The organism is Anaeromyxobacter sp. SG66 (genome assembly GCF_022690805.1).
GTDB lineage: Bacteria > Myxococcota > Myxococcia > Myxococcales > Anaeromyxobacteraceae > Anaeromyxobacter > Anaeromyxobacter soli.
Map to the genome: position 1 here is coordinate 26,412 of NZ_JALCZC010000034.1, position 19,692 is coordinate 46,103.

Genomic DNA, 19,692 nt, shown 5'->3' on the forward strand with positions numbered 1-19,692 from the left:
GATGCCTCGCGACGGCTCACCTGCGAGCGTCGCCGTGACCGCCGGCGAGGTGCTCCGCGCCCGGAGGGAGGACATCCTGCGCGCGTGGGAGGCGGCGGCGCGCGCGCTCCCCGGCGCGCGCGGGCTCGACCGCGCCGCGCTGCGGGACGACGTCCCGTCGATCCTGGATCGAGTCGCCGCGGAGCTCGCGGGCGGCGAACCCGAGGGCGATCCCCGCGAGCACGGCCGCAGCCGCGCCGCGCAGGGCGTGGACGTCGAGACGGTGATCGCGGAGCTGTCCGCGCTGCGCGGCTGCATCGTGCGCGCCTGGGCGGACGCGGGCGCGCTGGCGGTGGAGCCGCTCGCGGCGCTCGAGCGGGCGCTGCACGAGGCCGTCACCGAGGCGGCGCGATCCGCGGCGGAGGTGCGGGAGCGGTTCTTCGCCTCTCGCGCGCAGGAGCTCGCGCTGCTGTCCCGGGTGAGCGACGAGCTCGCCGCCGAGCCGGAGCTCACGGCCCGGCTCGAGCGGGCGACGGAGCTCGCGGTGCCGGACTTCTCCGACTGGTGCGCCCTCGTGCTCCTCGAGCCGGGCCCGCGGCTCGAGCGCGTCGCCGTGTACACGGCCGATCCCGACCGCCGCGCGCTCGCCCGCGAGGTGCTGGAGCGGTACCCGATCGACCTCGAGGCGCCGCGGGGGCTCGGGCGCGTCCTGCGGGAGGGCACGACGGAGCTCGTGGAGGACGCGGACCCGAGCTTCCCCGAGCGCGTGGGCGCCACCGCGGAGGGGCGGGCGATGCTCGAGCGGCTCGGCATCCGCTCCTACCTGGCGGTGCCGCTGCGCGGGCCGGCGGGCGTGATCGGCGCGTTCGCCTTCGGGATGTCGACCTCCGGCCGGCGCCTCGACCAGCGCTCCGTCCCGATCGCGCTCGAGCTGGCCCGGCGCGCCGCGCTCGCCATCGAGAACGCCCGGCTGCTCGAGGCGGCGCGGCGCGAGACGCGCGCGCGCGAGCAGATCCTCGCGGTGGTATCGCACGATCTCCGGACGCCGCTCTCCGCGATCAGCATGAGCGCTCACCGCCTGAAGGTCATCGCCGCCACGGCCTCGCCCGAGGCGGTGCGCTCGATCGCGGAGGTCGTCCGCAGGTCCGCCGGCCGGATGGAGCGGCTCATCGGGGATCTGCTGGACGTGGCCGCCATCCAGGCGGGTCGCCTCTCCGTCGCGCCGGCGCCCCAGCGCCCCGGCGAGCTCGTGCGCGAGGCGGTCGAGTCCATGCAGGCCGTCGTCCGCGAGCACGGGGTCGAGCTCGACGTCGACGCCGCTCCGGACCTCCCGCTCGTCCGCGCGGATCACGATCGCGTCCTGCAGGTCATCGGGAACCTCGTCTCGAACGCGGTGAAGGTGACGCGCGCGGGCGGGAGGATCGGGGTCCGCGCCGACGTGCAGGAGGCGGCGGTCCGGTTCGCCGTCGCGGACACCGGGCCCGGCATCGCCCCCGACCAGCTCGGGGAGATCTTCGAGCCGTACCGCCGGGGCGCAGACGCGGCGTACCGCGGGACGGGCCTCGGCCTCGCGATCTCGCGCGCGATCGTGGAGGCGCACGGCGGGAGGATCGGCGTCGAGAGCCGGCTCGGCGCGGGGAGCCTCTTCTGGTTCACCCTGCCGGTGGCGGGCCCTCCGCGCGGCGCCGCGTGACGCCGCCCGCGGCGGCCCGGCGCGGCGCCGCGGGTCCGCGCGCCGCCCTCGTGATCACACGGGCGGGGCGAGCGAGGCGACCAGGACGCTCCACGTCGCGTGGCTCACGATGGCCGGCACGAGGCTGCCGCGCCACGCGGCGAGCGCGCCCCAGAGCGCGTAGGTCGGGAGCGTCGCGAGGGCGAGGAACGGCTCGCCGCTCGCGAGCGCGACCGTCACCGCGAGCGCGGTCGCGAGCGCCACCGCCCGGCCCGCGCCGAGCCGCGCAGAGAGCCGGGCCTGCACGACCCCTCGCCAGAACAGCTCCTCGGCGGGCGCGACGAGCAGGAGGAGCGCGAGCGCCGGGAAGAGCGCGCGCGGCTCGAACCGGACGTACATCTCGACGAGGGGCCTGCAGAGCGCCTCGGAGAGGCCGCCGCACGTCACCCAGAGAAACGCCCGCGTGAGCCCGTACAGCAGCGCGCCGGTCCCGAGCCCGAGCGCGACGTCCGCGGCGCGCGGCCGCAGGCGCGCGGAGAGGCCGGGCGGCGCGGCGGTCGCGGAGAGGGCTATCCAGGCGACGCTGAAGGGCGCCGCGATCCTGAAGAAGTCGGGCGGGCTCCAGGCGACGAGCCCGGCCCACAGCGCGGTCGCGGCCGACGCCGCGATCACGTGCCAGGGGCGCGGCGACGTCGCTCGCTCCGTGCTATGGGACACGCACCGACATTACCGCCGAAGTTCGACGCGCGGAAAGGAAGGGATCTCATGGCCACGATGTCGTCCGTGAACCCCGCCACGGGCGAGGTGCTCGCCCGCTTCGACGAGCTCACCGACGCCGAGCTCGAGGCGAAGCTCGCGCGGGCCGCCGACACGTTCCGGAGCTGGCGCCTCCGGCCGCTCGCGGAGCGCGCGGCGCTCATGACCCGCGCGGCCGACGTGCTCGACCGTCGCAAGGATCACTGGGCGCGGACGATGACGCTCGAGATGGGCAAGACGCTCCGCTCGGCCGTCGGCGAGGCGGAGAAGTGCGCCTGGGTCTGCCGCTATTACGCGGAGAACGCGGAGCGCTTCCTCGCCGACGAGGAGGTGAAGGCCGCCGCGACGCGGTCCTTCGTCCGCTTCCTCCCGATCGGCCCGGTCCTGGCGGTCATGCCGTGGAACTTCCCGTTCTGGCAGGTCTTTCGCTTCGCCGCGCCCGCGCTCATGGCCGGCAACGTCGGGCTCCTCAAGCACGCCTCGAACGTGCCGCAGTGCTCGCTCGCGATCGAGGAGGTCTTTCGCGAGGCAGGCTTCCCGGAGGGCGCGTTCCAGGCGCTCCTCGTCGGCTCCTCCCGCGTCGCGCGCATCGTCGAGGACGACCGCGTCGCGGCCGCGACCCTGACCGGCAGCGAGGCGGCGGGGGCGGCGGTCGCCTCGACCGCGGGGCGAGTCATCAAGAAGACCGTGCTCGAGCTCGGCGGGAGCGATCCCTTCGTGGTCATGCCGAGCGCGAACCTCGAGCACGCGGTCGCGACCGCCGTGACCGCGCGGACCATCAACAACGGTCAGTCCTGCATCGCCGCGAAGCGCTTCATCGTCCACGACGCCGTCTTCGATCGCTTCGCGCAGGCGTTCGTCGCCCGCATGGCGGAGCTGAAGGTGGGCGACCCGATGGAGCCGGGAACGGACGTCGGGCCGCTCTCGAGCCAGGCGGAGCGCGACAAGCTCGTCGCGCAGGTGGCCGCGGCGGTGAAGGCAGGCGCGCGCGTGCTCGTCGGCGGGGCGCCGCTCGCGCGCCGGGGCGCCTACTATCCGCCCACCGTCCTCACGGGCATCCCCCCGTCGTCGCCCGCCTACCGCGAGGAGATCTTCGGGCCGGTCGCGGCGCTGTACCGCGTGCGGAGCGTGGACGAGGCGATCGCCGTCGCGAACGACGTCCCGTTCGGCCTCGGCTCGAGCGTGTGGACGAACGACGCCGAGGAGCGCCGCCGGTTCATCGACGACCTCGCGGCGGGCGCGACCTTCGTGAACGCGATGGTCGCCTCCGACCCGCGCCTCCCCTTCGGCGGCGTGAAGCGCTCCGGCTACGGCCGCGAGCTCGCGCGCGAGGGCATCCGCGAGTTCGTGAACGTGAAGGCGGTGGTGGTGCAGGAGGATCCGGCGCACCCCGTCTCGAGCGGCGAGGCGATGGAGTAGCCGCTCCGGCCGCTCATCCGTCCTCTCCCGCCCCCTCGATCCGGAACACCGGCGGGTCGATCCGGGTGCTGCGGCACCTCGGGCAGGCCCCCGGGCGCGTGAGGCGCGAGCGGTCCTCGAACACGAAGCCGCAGGCGACGCAGCTCGCGGGCTCGACGACGAGCTTCTCCCCGCGGTGCTCGAGCGACCGCGCCAGGTGGGCGAGGTGCTCGGCGACGTCACGCTCGCGCAGCCCCACGTCCATCGACAGCTCCTTCGCCGTGGCGGGGCCCGCGCGGAGCGCGCGGCGCAGCGCGTCGCGGAGGGTCGCGGCGCGGGGCGGGGGGCCCGAGGAGGGGAGCGGGTCGCGGGCATGGAAATGCCAGCGTAGCAGGGGCGAGGAGGGGTCGAGAGGGGAGCGTCTTCGCGCGCTCAGCCTGCGCCCCCGTCCGCGGCCGGCCCGGTGAGCAGCGCGAGCTCCTCCGCCCCCGGCTCCTCCACGACGAGGTCCACCCCGTGCCGCGCGAGGCGACGCGCCGCGGCGGCGGCGCGCGGGCCGCGCCCGTGATCGAGGCACCACTGGGCATGGGACACGAGGAGCGCGAGCTCGAGGGTGCGGCCGAGGGTGAGCGAGAACCGGCGGGCGCCCGCCTCGAGGGCGGGGCCTGCCGCGGCGCCGAGCCAGGTGCGGGCGTGCTCGAGGGCGGCGCGGCCTGCCTCCACCGCGGGTCGGAGCGCGGGATCCCGGGCCGCCTCGAGGTGCCCGACGATCTCCGCCGTCAGGGCCTCCGGGACGCCCTCGCCGGCGAGCGCGCGCAGGACGTCGAGCGCGAGCACGTTCGTGGTCCCCTCCCACACCGGGAGCACCTGGGCGTCGCGGAGGAGCCGCGGCAGCCCCGTGTCCTCCACGTAGCCCGCACCGCCGAAGCACTCGAGCGCCTCCGAGGCGATCGCGACCGCCTGCTTCCCGGTCGTGAGCTTCGCGAGCGGCGTCAGGGCGCGCAGCGCGAGCTGCTCCGGGGGGCTCGCCGCGCCCGCCTCCGTCGCGCCGAGGAGCGCCGCCGCGCGGAACGCGAGGAGGGCCGCCCCCTCGCGCTCCGCCTCGAGGCCGGCGAGCGTGTCGGCGTGGAGCGGCTTCTGCGCGAGCGGAGCGCCGAAGGCGGTCCGGCGGCGGGCGAAGTCGCGCGCGAGCGCGAGCGCGCGCTGCATGCCGGCGACCGCGGCGATCGCGTTCCAGGTGCGGGTCACCGTGAGCATCGGCGCGATGGCGCGGACGCCGCCCGACAGCCCTGCCACGGGCACCGCGCGGGCGCCGTCGAGCGTGAGCTCCGCGGTGGGGAGCTTCCGCGTGCCGAGCTTGTCCTTCAGCCGGTTCACGAAAACAGCGTTCGTCGTCCCGTCCGCCTCGCGCGTCTCCAGGTAGAAGAGCGCGAGCCCCCGCGATCCCGCGGGCGCGCCCTCCGGCCGGGCGAGCGCGAGCGCCATCTCCGCGGTCGTCGCCGACGAGAACCACTTCGTGCCGAAGAGGCGCCAGCCGTCGCCGTCGCGGCGCGCGACGGTCTCGGTGAGGGACACGTCGGAGCCGCCGGTGCGCTCCGTCATCCACTGGCCGCTCGTCCACATGCGGTCGGGATCGCGCGAGGTGAGGCGCGGCAGCGCGCGCTCGACGAGCGCGGCGTTGCCCCCGTCGAGGAGCGCCCGCGCCGCGCCGTCGGTCATGGCGAGCGGGCAGGCGTACACGTCGAGCGACGGCTCGAGCACGTGGACGAGCGCGAGCTGGTACACGCGCGACGCCGGCCCGTGGCGCCGCTCGTACGCCGCGGCGACGAGGCCGTGCCGCGCCGCGAGCGCGGCGGCCTCGCGCCAGAGCGGGGTGACCTCGATGCGGTCCACCCGCCGGCCCCACGCGTCCCAGTGCTCGACGCGCGGCTCGAGGTGCCGCTCCGCGGCCTGCTGAGCGAACAGCCGGCCCGCGGAGAGCTCGCCGAGGTGCGTGAGCTCGGGCTCGATGTCCTGGAGCGCCCCGGGGAGCGCGCGGGCGACGAGCTCGCGCAGCAGCGGGTCCGCGAGGTACGCGTTCGAGAGGCGAGGTGGGTCCTGGTAGAAGGCCATGGTGAGCGGTCTGTAACGCCAGGGACGGGGAGCGGCGCGCGCCGCGCGGGCGCGCCGGGGGGCAGAGCCCGATCAGGACCGCTGGCCCTCTCACGGACCTGATAATCCTGCGGCAGGTGGTGCCGCGCTCCCCCAGCAACTCGTCCGATTCCCTGGCGCAGCGCCTCGCTCGCTACGAGGAGCTGCACGCGCTCGGCGTGGCGCTCGCGGGCGCCATCACCCGGGAGGACGTCGCCGCGATCGTGCTCGAGCGCGGGCTCGCGCTCGTCGGGGCCCGCGCGGTCTCGCTCTTCCTGGAGCGGGAGCCGGAGGTGCTCGAGCTCGTCGCCTCGGTCGGGCTCTCGGAGCGCTTCCGCGACCGGTACCGGAGGGTCGGTCCGGACGCGACCGTGCCGCAGGTCGACGCCTTCCGCACCGGCGCGCCGGTGTGGCTGCGCGACCCCGCGGAGATCGCGGCCCGGTATCCGGCGGCGGCGGACCTCGCGGCGGAGGAGGGGGATCGTGCCTGGGCGTCGGTCCCGCTCGTGCTGGACCGCCGGCGGGGCGCGATCGGGCTCCGGTTCTCGCGGCCCCGCGCCTTCGACGCGGACGAGCGCGCGCTCATCGAGGCGGTGACGCAGCAGTGCGCGCAGGCGCTCGACCGGGCGCGCCTGTACGACGTCCAGCGGCAGCTCACCGAGCGCATCACCCGCCTCCAGCGCGCGACGTCGGAGCTGTCGGCGGCGGTGACGCCCGAGGAGGTCGCGGCCATCGCGCTCCGCGAGCTCATCGCGATGGGCGCGCGCGGCGGGGCGGTGCTCCACCGGGGCGCGACGGGTGAGCTCGAGCTCGTGCTGGCGCAGGGCGTCGCCGGCGCTGCGCTCGCGCGCGTGGCGGCGCCGCCACCGGAGGACGCGCCGCGCTGGATCGCGGGTCGCGAGGCGATCTCGGCCGCGTCGCCGGCGCTCGGGGCTGCGCTCGATCCCGCCGGGGAGCCGTGGGCGGCGGTGCCGCTGCGGGTCGAGGGCCGGGACGCCGGCGTCGTCGTCCTCGGGCTCGACGTGGCGCGCCCGCTCGGCGAGGACGCCCGCAACGACGCCCTCGCCCTCATCCAGCAGTGCGCCCAGGCCCTCGAGCGGGCGCGCGTCTTCGACGCCCAGCGGCGGCTCGCAGGCCGGCTCGCGCGCGTGCAGTCCACGGCCTCCGCGCTCTCCGGCGCGGCCACGGCCACCGACGTCGCGGAGATCGCCGCCGGCTCCATGGCGGCGATCGGCGCCGCGGGCGCGGAGCTGCACGCCCTCGACCGCGCCGACCGGCTCACGCACGTGCCGCGCGGCGGCGCGGCGCGCACGGTCTTCCCGATCGACGCGCCCACCCTGGCGGCCGAGGTGGTGCGCACCGGACGCGCGGTGTGGCTCTCGTCGCGGGCGGAGCTCGAGGCGCGCTTCCCGGCGGAGGCCGCCGATCCGGCGCGAGAGGCGCAGGGCGCCTGGGCGGCGGTGCCGCTGCTCGCGTCGGGCGAGACGCTCGGGGCGCTGACCGTGCCGTTCCCGGAGGAGCGCGCGATCGACGACGACGATCGCGCCTTCGTGCGGCTCGTCGCGTCGCCCTGCGCGGAGGCGCTGGCGCGGGCCCGGCTCTACGAGGCCGTGGCGAGGAGCCGGCTCGAGACCGAGTGGAGCGCGGGGGTGCTCGACGCGCTGTTCGGCGCGGCCCCGGTGGCGCTCGCGCTCTTCGACCGCGAGATGCGCTACACGCGCGTGAACGCGCGCCTCGAGGCGATGAACGGCGTCCCCGCGGCCGCGCACCTGGGCCGGACGCCGCTGCAGGTGCTGCCGGGCCTCCCCGGAGAGCAGCTCGCGGTCAGGTTCAGGACGGTGCTCGAGACCGGGCGGTCGATCGAGTCGGTGACGCTGGGGGAGACCCCCGCCGCGCCGGGCACGAGCCGCCGCTGGCGAGAGAGCTGGTTCCCGGTCCGCGTCGGCGGCGCGATCGTGGGCGTGGGGGTCCTCGTCGTCGAGGAGCCGTTGCGCGCCGGGTGAGCGTCGCCGCTCCCGGCGGTCTACGACGGGCGCTTCCCGGCCGGGAGCCTTCGCGGCGGGCGGAAGGCCGGGGTACTGGCGAGCGCAGGCGCAGCCGGATGAGGCTGCGCCGGAGCGAGCGGGGGACCGGGGGGACGCGGCCTCGTGCGTCCCCCCGGCATGACCGCTGGGACCCCGTCGACGGCGGTCAGCCGTCGACGACCGCAGGGAGGGGCCCCGTCGCGAAGCGACGGGGAGGGACGCAGTCCCTCCCGGCGGGGAACGGTCGCGAACCCGCGAAGCGGGCGCGACCGTTCACGGGCCCCGCCGAGCAGGGGTGGGGACCCCGTCGACGGCGGTCAGCCGGCGACGGGGCGGGGGCGCAGCCCCCGTGAGATCAGATCAACCCGTGCGCCACCATCGCCTTCGCGACCTTGATGAAGCCCGCGATGTTCGCGCCGACGACGTAGTTGCCCTTGGCGCCGAACTCCTCGGCCGTCTCGAAGCAGGTCTGGTGGATGTTCTTCATGATGTTGGCGAGCCGCTTCTCCGTGTACTCGAAGGTCCACGAGTCGCGGGACGCGTTCTGCTGCATCTCGAGCGCGGAGGTGGCGACGCCGCCGGCGTTCGCGGCCTTGCCCGGGCCGTAGGCGATGCCCGCCTGGAGGAACACCTGGATGCCCTCCGGCGTGGTCGGCATGTTCGCGCCCTCGCCGACGGCGATGCAGCCGTTCTTCACGAGCAGGGCGGCGTCCTTGCCGTTGATCTCGTTCTGCGTCGCGGACGGCATGGCCACCTGGCAGGGGACCTCCCAGATGTTGCCGCCGTCGACGTAGCGCGCGTGCTTGCGGTACTCGACGTAGTCCTTGATGCGCCGGCGCTCCTGCTCCTTGAGCTGCTTCAGGAGCTCGACGTCGATGCCCTTCTCGTCGAGGATGTAGCCGTTCGAGTCGGAGCAGGCGACGACCTTGCCGCCGAGCTGGTGGATCTTCTCGACGGTGTAGATCGCGACGTTGCCGGAGCCGGAGACGACGCAGCGCTTGCCGTCGAACGAGTCCTTGCGGACCTTGAGCATCTCCTCGACGAAGAAGGTGGCGCCGTAGCCCGTCGCCTCGGTGCGCACGAGCGAGCCGCCGTAGTCGAGCCCCTTGCCGGTGAGGACGCCCGCCTCGTACCGCGAGGTGAGCCGCTTGAACTGACCGTACAGGTAGCCGATCTCGCGGCCGCCCACGCCGATGTCGCCGGCGGGGACGTCGGTGTGCTCACCGATGTACCGCCAGAGCTCGGTCATGAAGCTCTGGCAGAAGCGCATGATCTCGTCGTCCGACTTGCCCTTCGGGTCGAAGTCCGAGCCGCCCTTGCCGCCGCCGATGGGCAGCCCGGTGAGCGCGTTCTTGAAGATCTGCTCGAACCCCAGGAACTTGATGATCCCGAGGTAGACCGACGGGTGGAAGCGGAGCCCGCCCTTGTACGGGCCGAGCGCGCTGTTGTACTGCACGCGGAACCCGCGGTTGACGTGGACCTCGCCCTTGTCGTCCTGCCACGGCACGCGGAAGATGATCTGCCGCTCGGGCTCGATGATCCGCTCGATGATCTTGCGCTCGCGGAACTCGGGGTACTTCGCCAGCACGGGTCCGACCGACTCGAGGACCTCCCGCGCTGCCTGGTGGAACTCGGCCTCGCCGGGGTTGCGACGCAGCACGTCCTGGTAGATCGACTCCAGCTTCTCGTCCTTCATGACCATTTGACTGCTCCTTGGGGCTTGGGCGCGATCCCTGCCCGGAAGCGAGGCAGTCTGCCCGAATCGCAGGCGCGGCGACCACGGACTCTGTGTCCGGGGTCACGCCGCGAGAATGCAAAGCGTGCGTGCTCAGCGGTGCGCGCTGGAGCGCACCCGAGCCGAGCCGGGCGCCGCGGGGACGCAGCACAGGACAATTCGCGGGAGGGCCCCGCGCGAAGCGCGGGAGGGGCGAAGCCCTCCGGCGGGGAACCTGCGCGCACCCGCGAAAGCGGGCGCGCAGGTTCACGGGCCCCGCCGAGCAGGGGCGGGGGACGCAGTCCCCCCGTGTCAGAAATGCACCGCCGCCGCCCGCGCCGCCTGCGCGCGGAACCGCTCGCGCCAGTCCGGCCCGGTGAGCCGCTCGGCGAGCGCGATCGCGAGGTGCTTCGGCTCGACGCCGAGCGCGGCGTTGCGCCCGAGCCCCTGCACGCAGGAGGGGCAGTTCGTCAGCACCACCGCGCCGCGAGGGCGACCCTCGATCGCCTCGGCGATCGCCTCGCGCTTGCGGTGGAGCATGGCGTCGGTGATGTCGGGCCGCGAGAGGGCGAGCGTCCCCGCCTCCGAGCAGCAGTGCGGCACCGCCTCCACCTTGCCGAACCCGCCGATGCGCGCGAGCACCGCGCCCGCCTCGCCGTCGAGCGAGTCGTGGCAGGGCGCGTGGTAGAGGACCGGCGCCTCGCCGGGAGCGGCCGGCGCGAGCGAGAGGCCGCGCTCGGCGGCGTAGCGCGCGACGTCCACGATGCGCCCGCCGAAGAGCTTCCCGGCCTCCATCGCCTCGAGCCCCTCGCGGCAGGTGCCGCAGGTGACCACGCAGCCGTCGAACGCGAGGTAGCTGAACATCTCGCGGATCTGGCTGAAGAGGATGGTGTCGCGGAGCACGGTCTGCGAGTGCTGCTCCGCCTTCGCGTTCGCGTGGGCCGGGAAGCCGCAGCACAGGAACGGCGGCGGGACGACGACCCGCACGCCGAGCGAGACGAGCACGTGCAGCGCGGCCATCGACACGTGCGAGTAGAGCCGCTCCGAGCCGCAGCCCGGGAAGTAGAAGACGCTCCGCTCGGCGTCCCCGCCCTCCGGCTCGAGCACGAGCACCTGATCCTGCTCGCAGGGCGGGAGCACGTCGCGCAGCGTCTCGGCGGGCACGGGGGGCACCGGCGAGCGCAGCACCTGGAGCGCGTACGGGGCGCGGCGGGCGTCCTCGGGCTGGAGCGGCGCCGCGACGGCGCAGGCGGCGCGCTGGATCGCGCCGCCGAGCCGCACGAGACCGCCGTGGAAGGCGGCGTTCGCGGCGGGCGACCGGCTGTCGAGGTAGGCGAGCGTCGCGCGCGTCGCCACGCTGGTGCGCTTGTAGCCCCAGCTCGCGAGGATCTCGCGCTCGAGCACCGACACCTCGCCGGAGTCGATGTCCACCGGGCAGGGCTTCGCGCACTTGTGGCAGATGGTGCAGTGGTCGGCCACCTCCTCCAGCCAGCGGAGGAGCTCGAACTGGGTCGAGCGCTCGCGCTGCGCGTCGTAGAGGAGCGCCTCGATGAGCGCGCCGATGGCGAGGTTCTTGTTGCGCGGGTGGAAGAACATCCCGCGCGCGGGGTGGTAGACGCAGCAGTCCGCCTTGCACTTGCCGCAGCGGACGCAGTGCGCGATGGCCTTCGCGAGCGCCTCGAGCTGGCCGTGCTGGAGGATGCGCGCCTCGAGCTCGAGGAGGTTGAACGAGGGGGTGAACACCTGGCCGAGGACGTCGAGGTCCTCGAGCTTGCCGGGGTTCATGAGCCCGCCCGGATCGACCTCGCGGCGGTGGGCGGCGAGCTCCCGGATGCGCTCGGGCTCGAGGTACTTGAGCTTCGTGACGCCGATGCCGTGCTCGCCGGAGACGACGCCGCCGAGCGCGATCACCTTGGCCATCACGCCGTCGATGACCTCCTCGGCGCGGCGGAGCATCGGCCGGTCGTTCGAGAGCACCGGCACGTTCACGTGCACGTTGCCGTCGCCGGCGTGCATGTGGGTGGCGAGCACGACGAGCCGGTCGCGCACCTCGCGGTGCGCCTTGTCGAGCGCGGCGAGGAGCCCGGCGTAGCCGCGGACGAGCTGGCCGAGCTCGCGCCTGAGGGCCTCGATCGCCTCGAGCGCGCGGAGCGCCCGCGCGTCCGCGCCGTCGAGGGCCGCCATCGCGGCGGCGCAGCGCGCCAGCGCCGCGGGGATCTTGCGCGCGAGCCACTCGGGGTCGTCCTTCGGCGGCGGGGCGACGCGCAGGATCTCCTCGGCGCGCTCGACGAACCGCCGCTGCGCGTGCCGCTCCTCCTCGACGTTCGTCGCCTCGATGAAGCGCGCGAACTCGGCGAGCGCCTCGAGCGGGAGGACGACGTCCTCGTTCATCTTGAAGGCGTTCGTCCGGCGGGCGATCGCGCCGAGCTTCTTGCGGTCCGCCCAGAAGCGCTTCGCCTCCGCCGCGTCGCGCGCCTCGAAGAGCTCGGTGTTCGGGTGCTCGTCGAGGATGCGGCGGATCCGGTCCACGCCGCGCGCGGCCTCCTCGCCCGAGTGGCCCACCACGTCCACGAGCAGCACCGCCTTCGGCGTCTCCGGCCGCGGCGCCTTCACCTTGTAGTCGATGGCGCGGACGTACTCGTCGTCGAAGTGCTCCAGGGCGGTGAGGGCCTCCTTGCCGCCGTCGGGGAAGGGGAAGGCCCGGGCGAGCTGGAGGATGACGCGCGAGGCCTCGTCGAAGTCGGGCCCGAAGAACTCGAGGCAGAGCGTGCGCTTCGCCTCGTACTCCGGGTAGAGGACGAACTCGGCGGAGGTGATGACGCCGTCGGTGCCCTCCTTCTGCAGGCCCGGGACGCCGCCGAGCGCCTTGTTGGTGATGTCCTTCCACAGCCCCTTCTTGCGGATGTCGGCGCCGGTGAGGGCGATCCGCTTCACGAGCCGGCCATCGTCCTCGACGACGTCGAACGTGACGGGGTCCTCCGGCAGGATCTTGCGCAGGCGGTGATCGACGCGGCGCACCGTCCACTGGCGGCCCGAGGGCATCGCGATCCGCCACGACACCAGGTTGTCGATGCAGGTGCCCCACAGGACGCAGTCCTTGCCGCCCGCGTTCTCCGCGATGTTGCCGCCGATGGTGCAGGCCCACGCGCTCGTCGGGTCGGTCGCGAACACGAGGCCGCGCTCGCCGGCGTGCTCCATCGCGCGCTCGGTGACGACCCCCGCCTCGAGCTCGACCACCTTGGCGGTCGCCTCGCGCCCGTCGCCGAGCCGGAAGGGCCGGTCCGCGATCCCGCGGATCCGGTTCAGCTTCTCGGTGTTCACGACCACGCAGCCGGGCCGCAGGGGGACGGCGCCGCCGGTGAGGCCGGTGCCGGCGCCGCGCGGGATCGCCTTGAGCCCGAGGCCGCCGATGGCGGCGAGGAGCGGCGCGACCTGCCGCTCGTCGTCGGGCATCACGACGGCGACGGGCAGGTGGAGGCGCCAGTCGGTCGCGTCGGTCGCGTGCGAGACGAGCGTGAACGGGTCGAAGAGGACGTTGTCCTTGCCGACCACCGCGCCGAGCACGCGCAGCATGCGGCCGCGCAGCTCGCCCGCGCCCTCGACGTCCGCGCGGAAGGCGACGAGCAGCTTCCGGCAGGCGCCGAGCACCTCCGTCACGCGCGGCTCGCCGTTCGCGTTCCGCCCGACGAGGCCGAGGTCCTTCTCGATGTTGCGGAAGAACCGGCGCCGGCGCGCCCCCGAGTCCACGAGCTCCTGGAAGAGGAACGCGTTCCGCCGATGGATGAGCAGCTCGCCGAAGAACCGCATCAGCAGGCGGGCGCTGCGCCCGGTGACGCGGAGGCTGCGGAGCTCCTCGAGCTTCGCCCACAGCTCCGGGCCGAGGAGCTGGGAGATCGCCGCCCGGTCGTCGGCGGACGTGTAGTTGAAGGGGATCTCCCGGACGGCGGGAGCGGGGGCGAGCGCGGCTTCGAGGATGGGGCGCTGCATGTGAAGCACCTCAAGGTAGCAGGTTTTCCGCCGCCCGTCGCCCCGTCCGAGTACCTCCCTGGCCACGCTGTCATGCAGCCTCGGGCTGGAGGAGACCTGGATGCGCGAGGCCCGACACCTCGCGTGCCTGGCCCGGCTGCGAGCTCGGACGCTGATTCACCAGGCGGAGCGACGAGCCGTCGGCCGGAGGGACTCTTTCGCCGGAGCACTGCCCGCTCGCGGCCGCGTCCGCCTGCGGGGGTCTCCGGGCAACTCCCCCGCCGCGGCGCCCGCGCGTCCGCGGTGGGGCCCGTGGCGTCTCACGCGGAGTCCGAGCGCTGCCCGGGGTGCCGGCGGCTCCCTAAGATGAATGCCGGCTGCCGTCCGGGTCGGCCGATGGGGGGCGCACATGAGGGCTCTGAGCGCGATCGTGCTCGTCGCCGCGGTGAGCGGCTGCACCTCGGTGAAGGTGACGCAGCGGGACGGCTGCTGGGTGCGCCGGACGGAGAAGATCTTCGGCCAGGTCCGCGAGGACGTCGGCCCCTGCGCGCGGACCGCGTCCCCCTGGTCGGACGACCGCCTCACCCGCCTCGTGCAGGAGTGCGTCGCCCGCGAGGACTACCGCTGGCAGATGCGGGCGCTCGCCGCGTGGAGCCGCGGCGAGCCGATGCCGCAGGACCGCGAGGCGAACGTGCTCGCCACGTGCGCGAGCGACGCGGCGCGCGCCGGTTTCGCCGAGAACGACGCGCTGAAGGGCAGGCTCGAGGCCGCGGACGAGCGGCTCTCCTTCGCGAAGGAGCGCCTCGCGGACGTCGCCGGCGATCGGGACGCGCTGCGCAAGCGCTCCGAGCTCGAGCACGACCGGATGTACGCGAGCCACGAGCAGCTCGCCGCGGCGCTCGGCGAGGCGGCGAAGAAGGCCTCCCCGCCGGCGACCGCGACCGCCACCGCCTCGAGCGACGGGCGTGCGCAGATGGACAGCAAGGAGCGTACGGAGCGCGCGAGCCCGGCGACCGCGCCCGTGGCGTTCGCGAACGCGACGCCCTGGCTCGCCGCCCCGGCCACGCCCGCCGAGCCCGCCGCCCTCGCGTGCGCGCCCGCTCCGTCGCAGCCGGCGACGACCGCGACGAAGCGCAAGGCGACGTCGAAGAAGACGGTGATCGCGGCGAAGGTCCCGGAGTGCGTCCCCGCGGCCACGGCGGCCACGGCGGCGCAGCCGGCGGCTCCGACGATCGAGCCCGGCAGCGGCGTCGCCGCGCCGGCGCCGGGGCAGGTGGTGAAGGCGGCGGAGGAGAAGCCCGCGATCGCGCCGTCGCCGCGGACGGGGACGGCGAACGGAGAGTGAGCGCGCTTCGCCCCGGGAGCGGAGCTCGCCCCGAGCGTGGCGCTGCGGACACCGCAGTTCACGTGCGCCCGTCCATTCGTGTATTCTGTATGCTGTGGACGGCGAGAGGGGCGCATTGGAACAAGTCATCGGAACGAAGCTCTCGGAGCAGCTCCGGGAGCGGATCGAGGAGCGGATCGTCGTCGGCGAGTACCCGCCGGGCGCGCGCCTCGACGAGATGGACCTCGCGAAGACCTTCGGCGTGTCGCGGACCCCCATCCGCGAGGCGCTCATCCAGCTCGCGTCGGCGGGGTTCGTGGAGATGCGTCCGCGGCGGGGCTCCGTCGTCGCGGAGATCCCTCCCGAGCGGCTGCGCGAGATGTTCGACGTCATGGCCGAGCTCGAGGCCGCCTGCGCGCGGCTCGCGGCGGGGCGCAGCAGCGACGAGGACCGGGCGGTGCTCCGCGCGACGCACGCGGCCTGCGAGCAGGCGATGCGCGCGAACGATCCCGACGCGTACTACCGGCTGAACGAGCAGTTCCACCTCGCGCTGTACGCCGCCTGCCACAACGGGTTCCTCGCCGAGCAGGCGACGCAGCTGCACCGGCGGCTGCGCCCGTTCCGGCGCCTGCAGCTGCGCGTGCCCGGGCGGATGGAGTCGTCGTTCGCGGAGCACCAGCTCGTCGTCGAGGCGATCGGGCGAGGCGACGGGGAGCTCGCGGCGAAGCACGTCCGGGCCCACGTGGAGATCCAGGGCGCGCGCTTCGCGGACGTCGTCGCGAGCATGGCGGCCGCGGCCCGCAGCGCGGCGCGCAAGGTGCCAGGCTAGAGGGGTTCCAGGCGGCGCTCGCGCCGGGCGAGCGCGGCCGCCGCGGCGGCGCCGGCGTCCTCGACGGCGACCGCCCGCGCCTCGGGGAACGCCTCGGCCGCGAGCGTCGCGAGGGTGCGCCCCGGCGGCACCTCGAGGAAGAGCCGCACCCCGAGCTCGACGAGCACCGTCGTCGCGTCGTGCCAGCGCACGGGCTCCATCACGTTCCGGGCCAGGTCGTCCCGGATCCGCTCGCGGTCGCGGGTCGGGCGGGCGCGGCCGGAGGTGACGTACGGCACGCGCGCGTCGGAGAGCGCGACGTCGCGCAGCGCTGCGGCGAGTCGCGCAGCGACCGGCGCGAGCAGCGCGCAGTGCGACGGCACCGCGACCGCCATCCGCTCCGTCCTGCGCGCGCCCGCCACCCGGGCCCGGTCCAGCACCTCGTCCAGCGCCGCGTCGGCGCCGGCGAGGACGATCTGCGCGGGCGCGTTCACGTTGGCGACGTGCAAAGGACCTCGCCCGGTCACCTCCGCGACGAGCGCGGCGACGCGCCGCTCGGGCAGACCGACGACCGCGGCGAGCCCGAAGCCGCGCGGGAACGCGCCCTCCATCAGCTCGGCGCGGAGGCGCACGGCGCGCACGGCCTCGGCGAGCGGCAGCGCGCCGGCGAGCACCGCCGCGGTGAACGTGCCGACGGACAGGCCCGCCACCGCGTCGGGCGCGCCGTCCTCCGCCGCGAGCACGCGGCCCGCCGCGACGCCGGCGACCACCGTGGTGAGCTGGACGGCGACCGTGGACTCGAGCGCGGCCGCGTCGTCGAGCGAGCGGACGTCCTGCCCGAGCGCCGCGCTCGCCTCGTCGAGCGTCGCCGTGACCGCCGGGTGGCGGGGGAGGCGATCCAGGAACCCCGGCGACTGCGCCCCCTGGCCCGGGCAGAGGAGGGCGATGCTCACGGGAGGCGCTCCGCGCCCGCGCCGGGCTGCCAGGGATCGGCGACGCGGCGCGGCCCGGCGGCGGTCCGGGCGACGACCGTCCGCGGCTCCGCCGCGAGCTCCGCGAGCGCCACGCCGCCCGCGGGCGTCTCGAGCTGCACGTCCACGCGGGCCGCCAGGCCGGCGAGCGCGGCGAGCAGGGCGCGCGCGCTCGCCGCGGGGACGCGCGCAGGGGCCCTCACGAGCACGTCGAGGTCGCTCGTCGCCGAGACGGACGGGACGCCGCTCGCGAGCTCGAACCCGACCGCGCCGACGGGTCCCCACCCGAGCCCCGTCGCCGCAAGGATCTCGAAGGCGGCGTCGAGCGCCGCGAGCGCGGGCAGGCGTGAACGCCGCTCGCGCCAGCGCGCCGCGCGGGCGAGCTCCTCGGGCGTCACCCGGGCCGCGACGGCCTGGGGCGCGAGCCACGCCGCGAAGCGCTCGCGACGCTCCGCGCCGCGCACGCCCACGGGGATCGCGGTCCCGCGTGGAGCCGCGCGCCGGACGACGACGAGCGGCGCGAGGCGCAGGCGCGCCGGCGCCCACGGCGGCAGCGGGGACTCGGGCTCGAGGGCGTCCGGGCGCGCGAGCACGAGGAGATCGTGCGGGAGCACCGACCCCTCGGGGCGCGCGGGGCCGGCTCGCCCGCCGGGCTCGGCGTGACTCATGCCTCCCACCTCGCGGGCCTCGCGCCCCTCATGCACCCGACCACTGCTCCACGAGCCTGCGCCGCACCTCGATCGACGCGGCGCGCGTCTCCCGCGCCGCCGCGGAGGTGAGCCTGCAGCCGAGGTGGCGCGCCCCGGAGCGGGCGCTCGCGACGGCGGCGACGAGGGATCGCCGGACGCGCGCGGCGTCGTCGCCTGTCGGTGCGTCGGCGTTCACGCCGCCGACGAGCTCGTCGACGAGGCCGAGCCGCGCGAACGCACGGACGTCGTAGGCCATCGGCAGGATCTTCTCCCCGAGCGCCTCCACCTCCGCGACGGAGCGGCGCGTCACCCTCGCCGCCGAGCTCTTGCCCATGGCGTGCACGAGGACGCCCGGATCGTCCAGGGCCACGATCCGGTTCGCCTGGTACCCGTGCGCCAGGAACGCCCCCGACATGGCGGACCCGACGAGCAGCGCGACGACGGGGTGGCCCGAGAGCCTCGCCGTCGCGTAGGCGTCGACGGCGGCCGCGCAGGCGAGGTGGATCCCGAGCAGCTCCTCGCACCGTCCGTACGCCTGGCTCGTCACGTCCACGATCGCGACGAGCGGGCGGCGCCCGCCGTCGGCGTCGGCGGCGATCGCCTCGCGGACGTGGCGGGCGAGCGCCCACGCCTCCGCGAGGCCCACCTCGCCGCTCCGCGCGCGCGGGAAGCGGCTGCCCGGGTCCGGCACCACGGCGAGGAACCGCGCGCGCTCCTCGCCGAGCGGCGCGTCCACCACCCGCACCGACGCGGGGCCGCCCTGCACCGCGCCGTCCGCGCCGGTGAGCGCCGCGAGCCACGTCGCGCCGCGGCTCGCGCTGCAGCTCGATCCGCTCATGCGCCCTCCTCGTTTCCCCACGCCTGCCGGAGCGCCGCCGGCTCCGGCGGTCCGGCCGGGTCGATCGCCGCGAGGCGATCGAGGAAGAGCTCCACCTGCTCGGTGCGGTGCCGGGCCGGGCGCCCGCTCCGGAACGCGGCGCGGACCGCGGCGGCGACTGCGGCGACGTCGTCCTCGACGAGCGCGTCGGCGAGGCCCGTCGCGTGGCGCTGCTCGCCGCCCACGAGGCTCCAGACGAGCCGGCGGTCCGAGGCGTCGAGCTCGTCGAGCCCGGCCTCCTGCTCGATCACCTCGGGGCCGTTCATGCCGAGGCGCGCCTGGCGAGTCATGACGAGGTGGCTGCAGAGCGCCGCCGCGAGCGACATCCCGCCGAAGCACCCGACCATCCCCGCCACGACCCCGACCACCGGCACGCGAGGACGGAGGGCGACGATGGCCGCGTGGATCTCCGCGATGACCGCGAGCCCCAGGTTCGCCTCCTGCAGCCGCACGCCGCCCGTCTCGAGCAGGAGGACGGGGCGCGTCGGGACGCCGCGGGCGTGGTCCCGCGCCACGAGCTCCAGGGCGCAGGCGATCTTCGTGCCCGCGACCTCGCCGATGCTGCCGCCCTGGAACCCGCTCTCCACCGCCGCCACGACGGCCGGCTCGCCGTCGATCCGGCCGCGCGCGAGCACCACGCCGTCGTCCTCCTGGGGCACGACCCCCTGCCGCTCCAGCCACGGTGAGTGGAGCCGGTCGAAGGGCGAGAGCAGCTCGCGAAAACGCCCCGCGTCGAGCACGGCCCGCACGCGCTCGCGCGCGGTGAGCTCGATGAAGCTCTCGCGGGCGAGGGGTCGAGGCTCCGTCACGGGGGCGCTCATGGCGCGCTCTCCTCGATGGCCTGCTCGAGGCGGAGGAGCACCATCCCCGGGGTGGCGCCGAAGTCGTTCACCTCGATGGCGGCCGCGCCGTGGTAGCGCGAGAAGAGCCGGTCGAGGACGTTCCGCCAGACCTGGCCGTAGCCGTCGACGGTCGTGCGGATCCGGACGCGCGCCTCGCCGTCCCCCGAGGGCTCGAGGAGCACCTCCAGGTCGCCCGAGCCGACGACGCCGACGTGCGCGCGGCGCCCGACGGGATCGCGGGCGGGGTAGCGGAACTCGAGGGTCTCCATGCATCACCTCCGCGGCGGCGCGAGCTCGGCGCCGACGCCATCGAGGAACAGGACCGCGGCGAGCAGATCGGCGCTCCCGCCGGGCGAGACGTTCAGGGCGAGGAGCTCGGCGTCGAGCGCGAGCAGCGCCGCCCGGCCGGCCGCGGTGCCGGGTCCGCCCGCCCGGAGCGCCGCCGCGGCGCCGCGCTGGGCGACTTGGAGCGCGCGCGGCCCGCCGCGGTGCAGCAGGCACGTGTCGTCGAGCGTCGACATCACGGCGAGCAGCGCCTCGAG

General features: G+C 75.6%; 16 protein-coding genes. 5 read left to right on the forward strand and 11 right to left on the reverse strand.

What is annotated here, in order from left to right; all coding sequences use genetic code 11:
• Position 1 precedes the first annotated feature (1 nt).
• The gene (locus MNZ39_RS11780) at positions 2–1,672 is read left to right on the forward strand and encodes an ATP-binding protein (protein ID WP_242338628.1); all 1,671 of its coding nucleotides are present in this window, start codon (positions 2–4) and stop codon (positions 1,670–1,672) included.
• Positions 1,673–1,726: 54 nt separating this feature from the next.
• Here the strand turns inward: MNZ39_RS11780 and MNZ39_RS11785 are convergent, their stop codons facing one another.
• Positions 1,727–2,368, reverse strand: a complete 642-nt coding sequence (locus MNZ39_RS11785; RefSeq protein WP_242338630.1) for a type II CAAX prenyl endopeptidase Rce1 family protein — start codon at positions 2,366–2,368, stop codon at positions 1,727–1,729.
• 48 nt (positions 2,369–2,416) lie between these two features.
• Between MNZ39_RS11785 and MNZ39_RS11790 the strand changes: the two genes are divergently transcribed.
• Positions 2,417–3,826 (forward strand): NAD-dependent succinate-semialdehyde dehydrogenase, encoded by a 1,410-nt coding sequence (locus tag MNZ39_RS11790; RefSeq protein ID WP_242338632.1) that lies wholly within the window; start codon positions 2,417–2,419, stop codon positions 3,824–3,826.
• A gap of 13 nt (positions 3,827–3,839) precedes the next feature.
• Here the strand turns inward: MNZ39_RS11790 and MNZ39_RS11795 are convergent, their stop codons facing one another.
• A complete protein-coding gene (locus MNZ39_RS11795; RefSeq protein WP_242338634.1) occupies positions 3,840–4,070 on the reverse strand; it encodes a transcriptional regulator in 231 nt (76 codons plus the stop codon).
• 167 nt (positions 4,071–4,237) lie between these two features.
• Positions 4,238–5,917, reverse strand: coding sequence for an acyl-CoA dehydrogenase family protein (locus MNZ39_RS11800; protein ID WP_242338636.1), 1,680 nt, complete (start codon positions 5,915–5,917; stop codon positions 4,238–4,240).
• Between the two features lie 119 nt (positions 5,918–6,036).
• On the opposite strand from MNZ39_RS11800, the gene MNZ39_RS11805 reads away from it, so the two are divergent.
• Entirely contained in the window at positions 6,037–7,938 is a 1,902-nt protein-coding gene (locus tag MNZ39_RS11805) for a GAF domain-containing protein (RefSeq protein WP_242338637.1), read from the forward strand.
• A 376-nt stretch (positions 7,939–8,314) separates the two neighbouring features.
• Here MNZ39_RS11805 and gdhA read toward each other — a convergent pair whose 3' ends face one another.
• Both gdhA and MNZ39_RS11815 read right to left on the reverse strand, forming a co-directional pair.
• A complete protein-coding gene (gdhA, locus tag MNZ39_RS11810) occupies positions 8,315–9,661 on the reverse strand; it encodes an NADP-specific glutamate dehydrogenase (protein ID WP_242338639.1) in 1,347 nt (448 codons plus the stop codon).
• A 324-nt stretch (positions 9,662–9,985) separates the two neighbouring features.
• Entirely contained in the window at positions 9,986–13,660 is a 3,675-nt protein-coding gene (locus MNZ39_RS11815; protein WP_242338641.1) for a DUF3683 domain-containing protein, read from the reverse strand.
• A 388-nt stretch (positions 13,661–14,048) separates the two neighbouring features.
• On the opposite strand from MNZ39_RS11815, the gene MNZ39_RS11820 reads away from it, so the two are divergent.
• Positions 14,049–14,984 (forward strand): hypothetical protein, encoded by a 936-nt coding sequence (locus MNZ39_RS11820; protein WP_242338644.1) that lies wholly within the window; start codon positions 14,049–14,051, stop codon positions 14,982–14,984.
• A 115-nt stretch (positions 14,985–15,099) separates the two neighbouring features.
• Positions 15,100–15,792 carry a GntR family transcriptional regulator gene (locus MNZ39_RS11825; RefSeq protein WP_242338645.1) on the forward strand — a complete coding sequence of 231 codons (693 nt, stop codon included), beginning with the start codon at positions 15,100–15,102 and terminating at the stop codon, positions 15,790–15,792.
• Here MNZ39_RS11825 and mdcH read toward each other — a convergent pair.
• From mdcH to MNZ39_RS11855, 6 genes are all read right to left on the reverse strand, one after another.
• Positions 15,789–16,724 (reverse strand): malonate decarboxylase subunit epsilon, encoded by a 936-nt coding sequence (mdcH, locus tag MNZ39_RS11830; RefSeq protein WP_242338647.1) that lies wholly within the window; start codon positions 16,722–16,724, stop codon positions 15,789–15,791. The two genes, MNZ39_RS11825 and mdcH, sit on opposite strands and share 4 nt — an antisense overlap.
• The gene (locus tag MNZ39_RS11835; RefSeq protein ID WP_242338649.1) at positions 16,721–17,410 is read right to left on the reverse strand and encodes a malonate decarboxylase holo-ACP synthase; all 690 of its coding nucleotides are present in this window, start codon (positions 17,408–17,410) and stop codon (positions 16,721–16,723) included. Before MNZ39_RS11835 ends, mdcH begins: the two co-directional genes overlap by 4 nt.
• Positions 17,411–17,438: 28 nt before the next feature.
• The gene (mdcE, locus tag MNZ39_RS11840) at positions 17,439–18,269 is read right to left on the reverse strand and encodes a biotin-independent malonate decarboxylase subunit gamma (RefSeq protein WP_242338651.1); all 831 of its coding nucleotides are present in this window, start codon (positions 18,267–18,269) and stop codon (positions 17,439–17,441) included.
• The gene (locus MNZ39_RS11845) at positions 18,266–19,129 is read right to left on the reverse strand and encodes a biotin-independent malonate decarboxylase subunit beta (protein WP_242338653.1); all 864 of its coding nucleotides are present in this window, start codon (positions 19,127–19,129) and stop codon (positions 18,266–18,268) included. The genes mdcE and MNZ39_RS11845 overlap by 4 nt, the downstream gene beginning before the upstream one ends.
• Positions 19,126–19,419 carry a malonate decarboxylase subunit delta gene (locus tag MNZ39_RS11850; protein WP_242338655.1) on the reverse strand — a complete coding sequence of 98 codons (294 nt, stop codon included), beginning with the start codon at positions 19,417–19,419 and terminating at the stop codon, positions 19,126–19,128. The genes MNZ39_RS11845 and MNZ39_RS11850 overlap by 4 nt, the downstream gene beginning before the upstream one ends.
• Before the next feature lie 3 nt (positions 19,420–19,422).
• On the reverse strand, positions 19,423–19,692 hold a 270-nt coding region (locus MNZ39_RS11855; RefSeq protein ID WP_242338657.1), incomplete at its 5' end, for a triphosphoribosyl-dephospho-CoA synthase.

Coding starts and splice junctions, on each gene's coding strand:
- MNZ39_RS11780 (WP_242338628.1), top strand. CDS start 2: ATGCCTCGCGACGGCTCACCTGCGAGCGTCGCCGTGACCGCCGGCGAG.
- MNZ39_RS11790 (WP_242338632.1), top strand. CDS start 2,417: ATGGCCACGATGTCGTCCGTGAACCCCGCCACGGGCGAGGTGCTCGCC.
- MNZ39_RS11795 (WP_242338634.1), bottom strand. CDS start 4,070: ATGGACGTGGGGCTGCGCGAGCGTGACGTCGCCGAGCACCTCGCCCAC.
- MNZ39_RS11800 (WP_242338636.1), bottom strand. CDS start 5,917: ATGGCCTTCTACCAGGACCCACCTCGCCTCTCGAACGCGTACCTCGCG.
- gdhA (WP_242338639.1), bottom strand. CDS start 9,661: ATGGTCATGAAGGACGAGAAGCTGGAGTCGATCTACCAGGACGTGCTG.
- MNZ39_RS11815 (WP_242338641.1), bottom strand. CDS start 13,660: ATGCAGCGCCCCATCCTCGAAGCCGCGCTCGCCCCCGCTCCCGCCGTC.
- MNZ39_RS11820 (WP_242338644.1), top strand. CDS start 14,049: ATGAGGGCTCTGAGCGCGATCGTGCTCGTCGCCGCGGTGAGCGGCTGC.
- MNZ39_RS11835 (WP_242338649.1), bottom strand. CDS start 17,410: ATGAGTCACGCCGAGCCCGGCGGGCGAGCCGGCCCCGCGCGCCCCGAG.
- mdcE (WP_242338651.1), bottom strand. CDS start 18,269: ATGAGCGGATCGAGCTGCAGCGCGAGCCGCGGCGCGACGTGGCTCGCG.
- MNZ39_RS11845 (WP_242338653.1), bottom strand. CDS start 19,129: ATGAGCGCCCCCGTGACGGAGCCTCGACCCCTCGCCCGCGAGAGCTTC.
- MNZ39_RS11850 (WP_242338655.1), bottom strand. CDS start 19,419: ATGGAGACCCTCGAGTTCCGCTACCCCGCCCGCGATCCCGTCGGGCGC.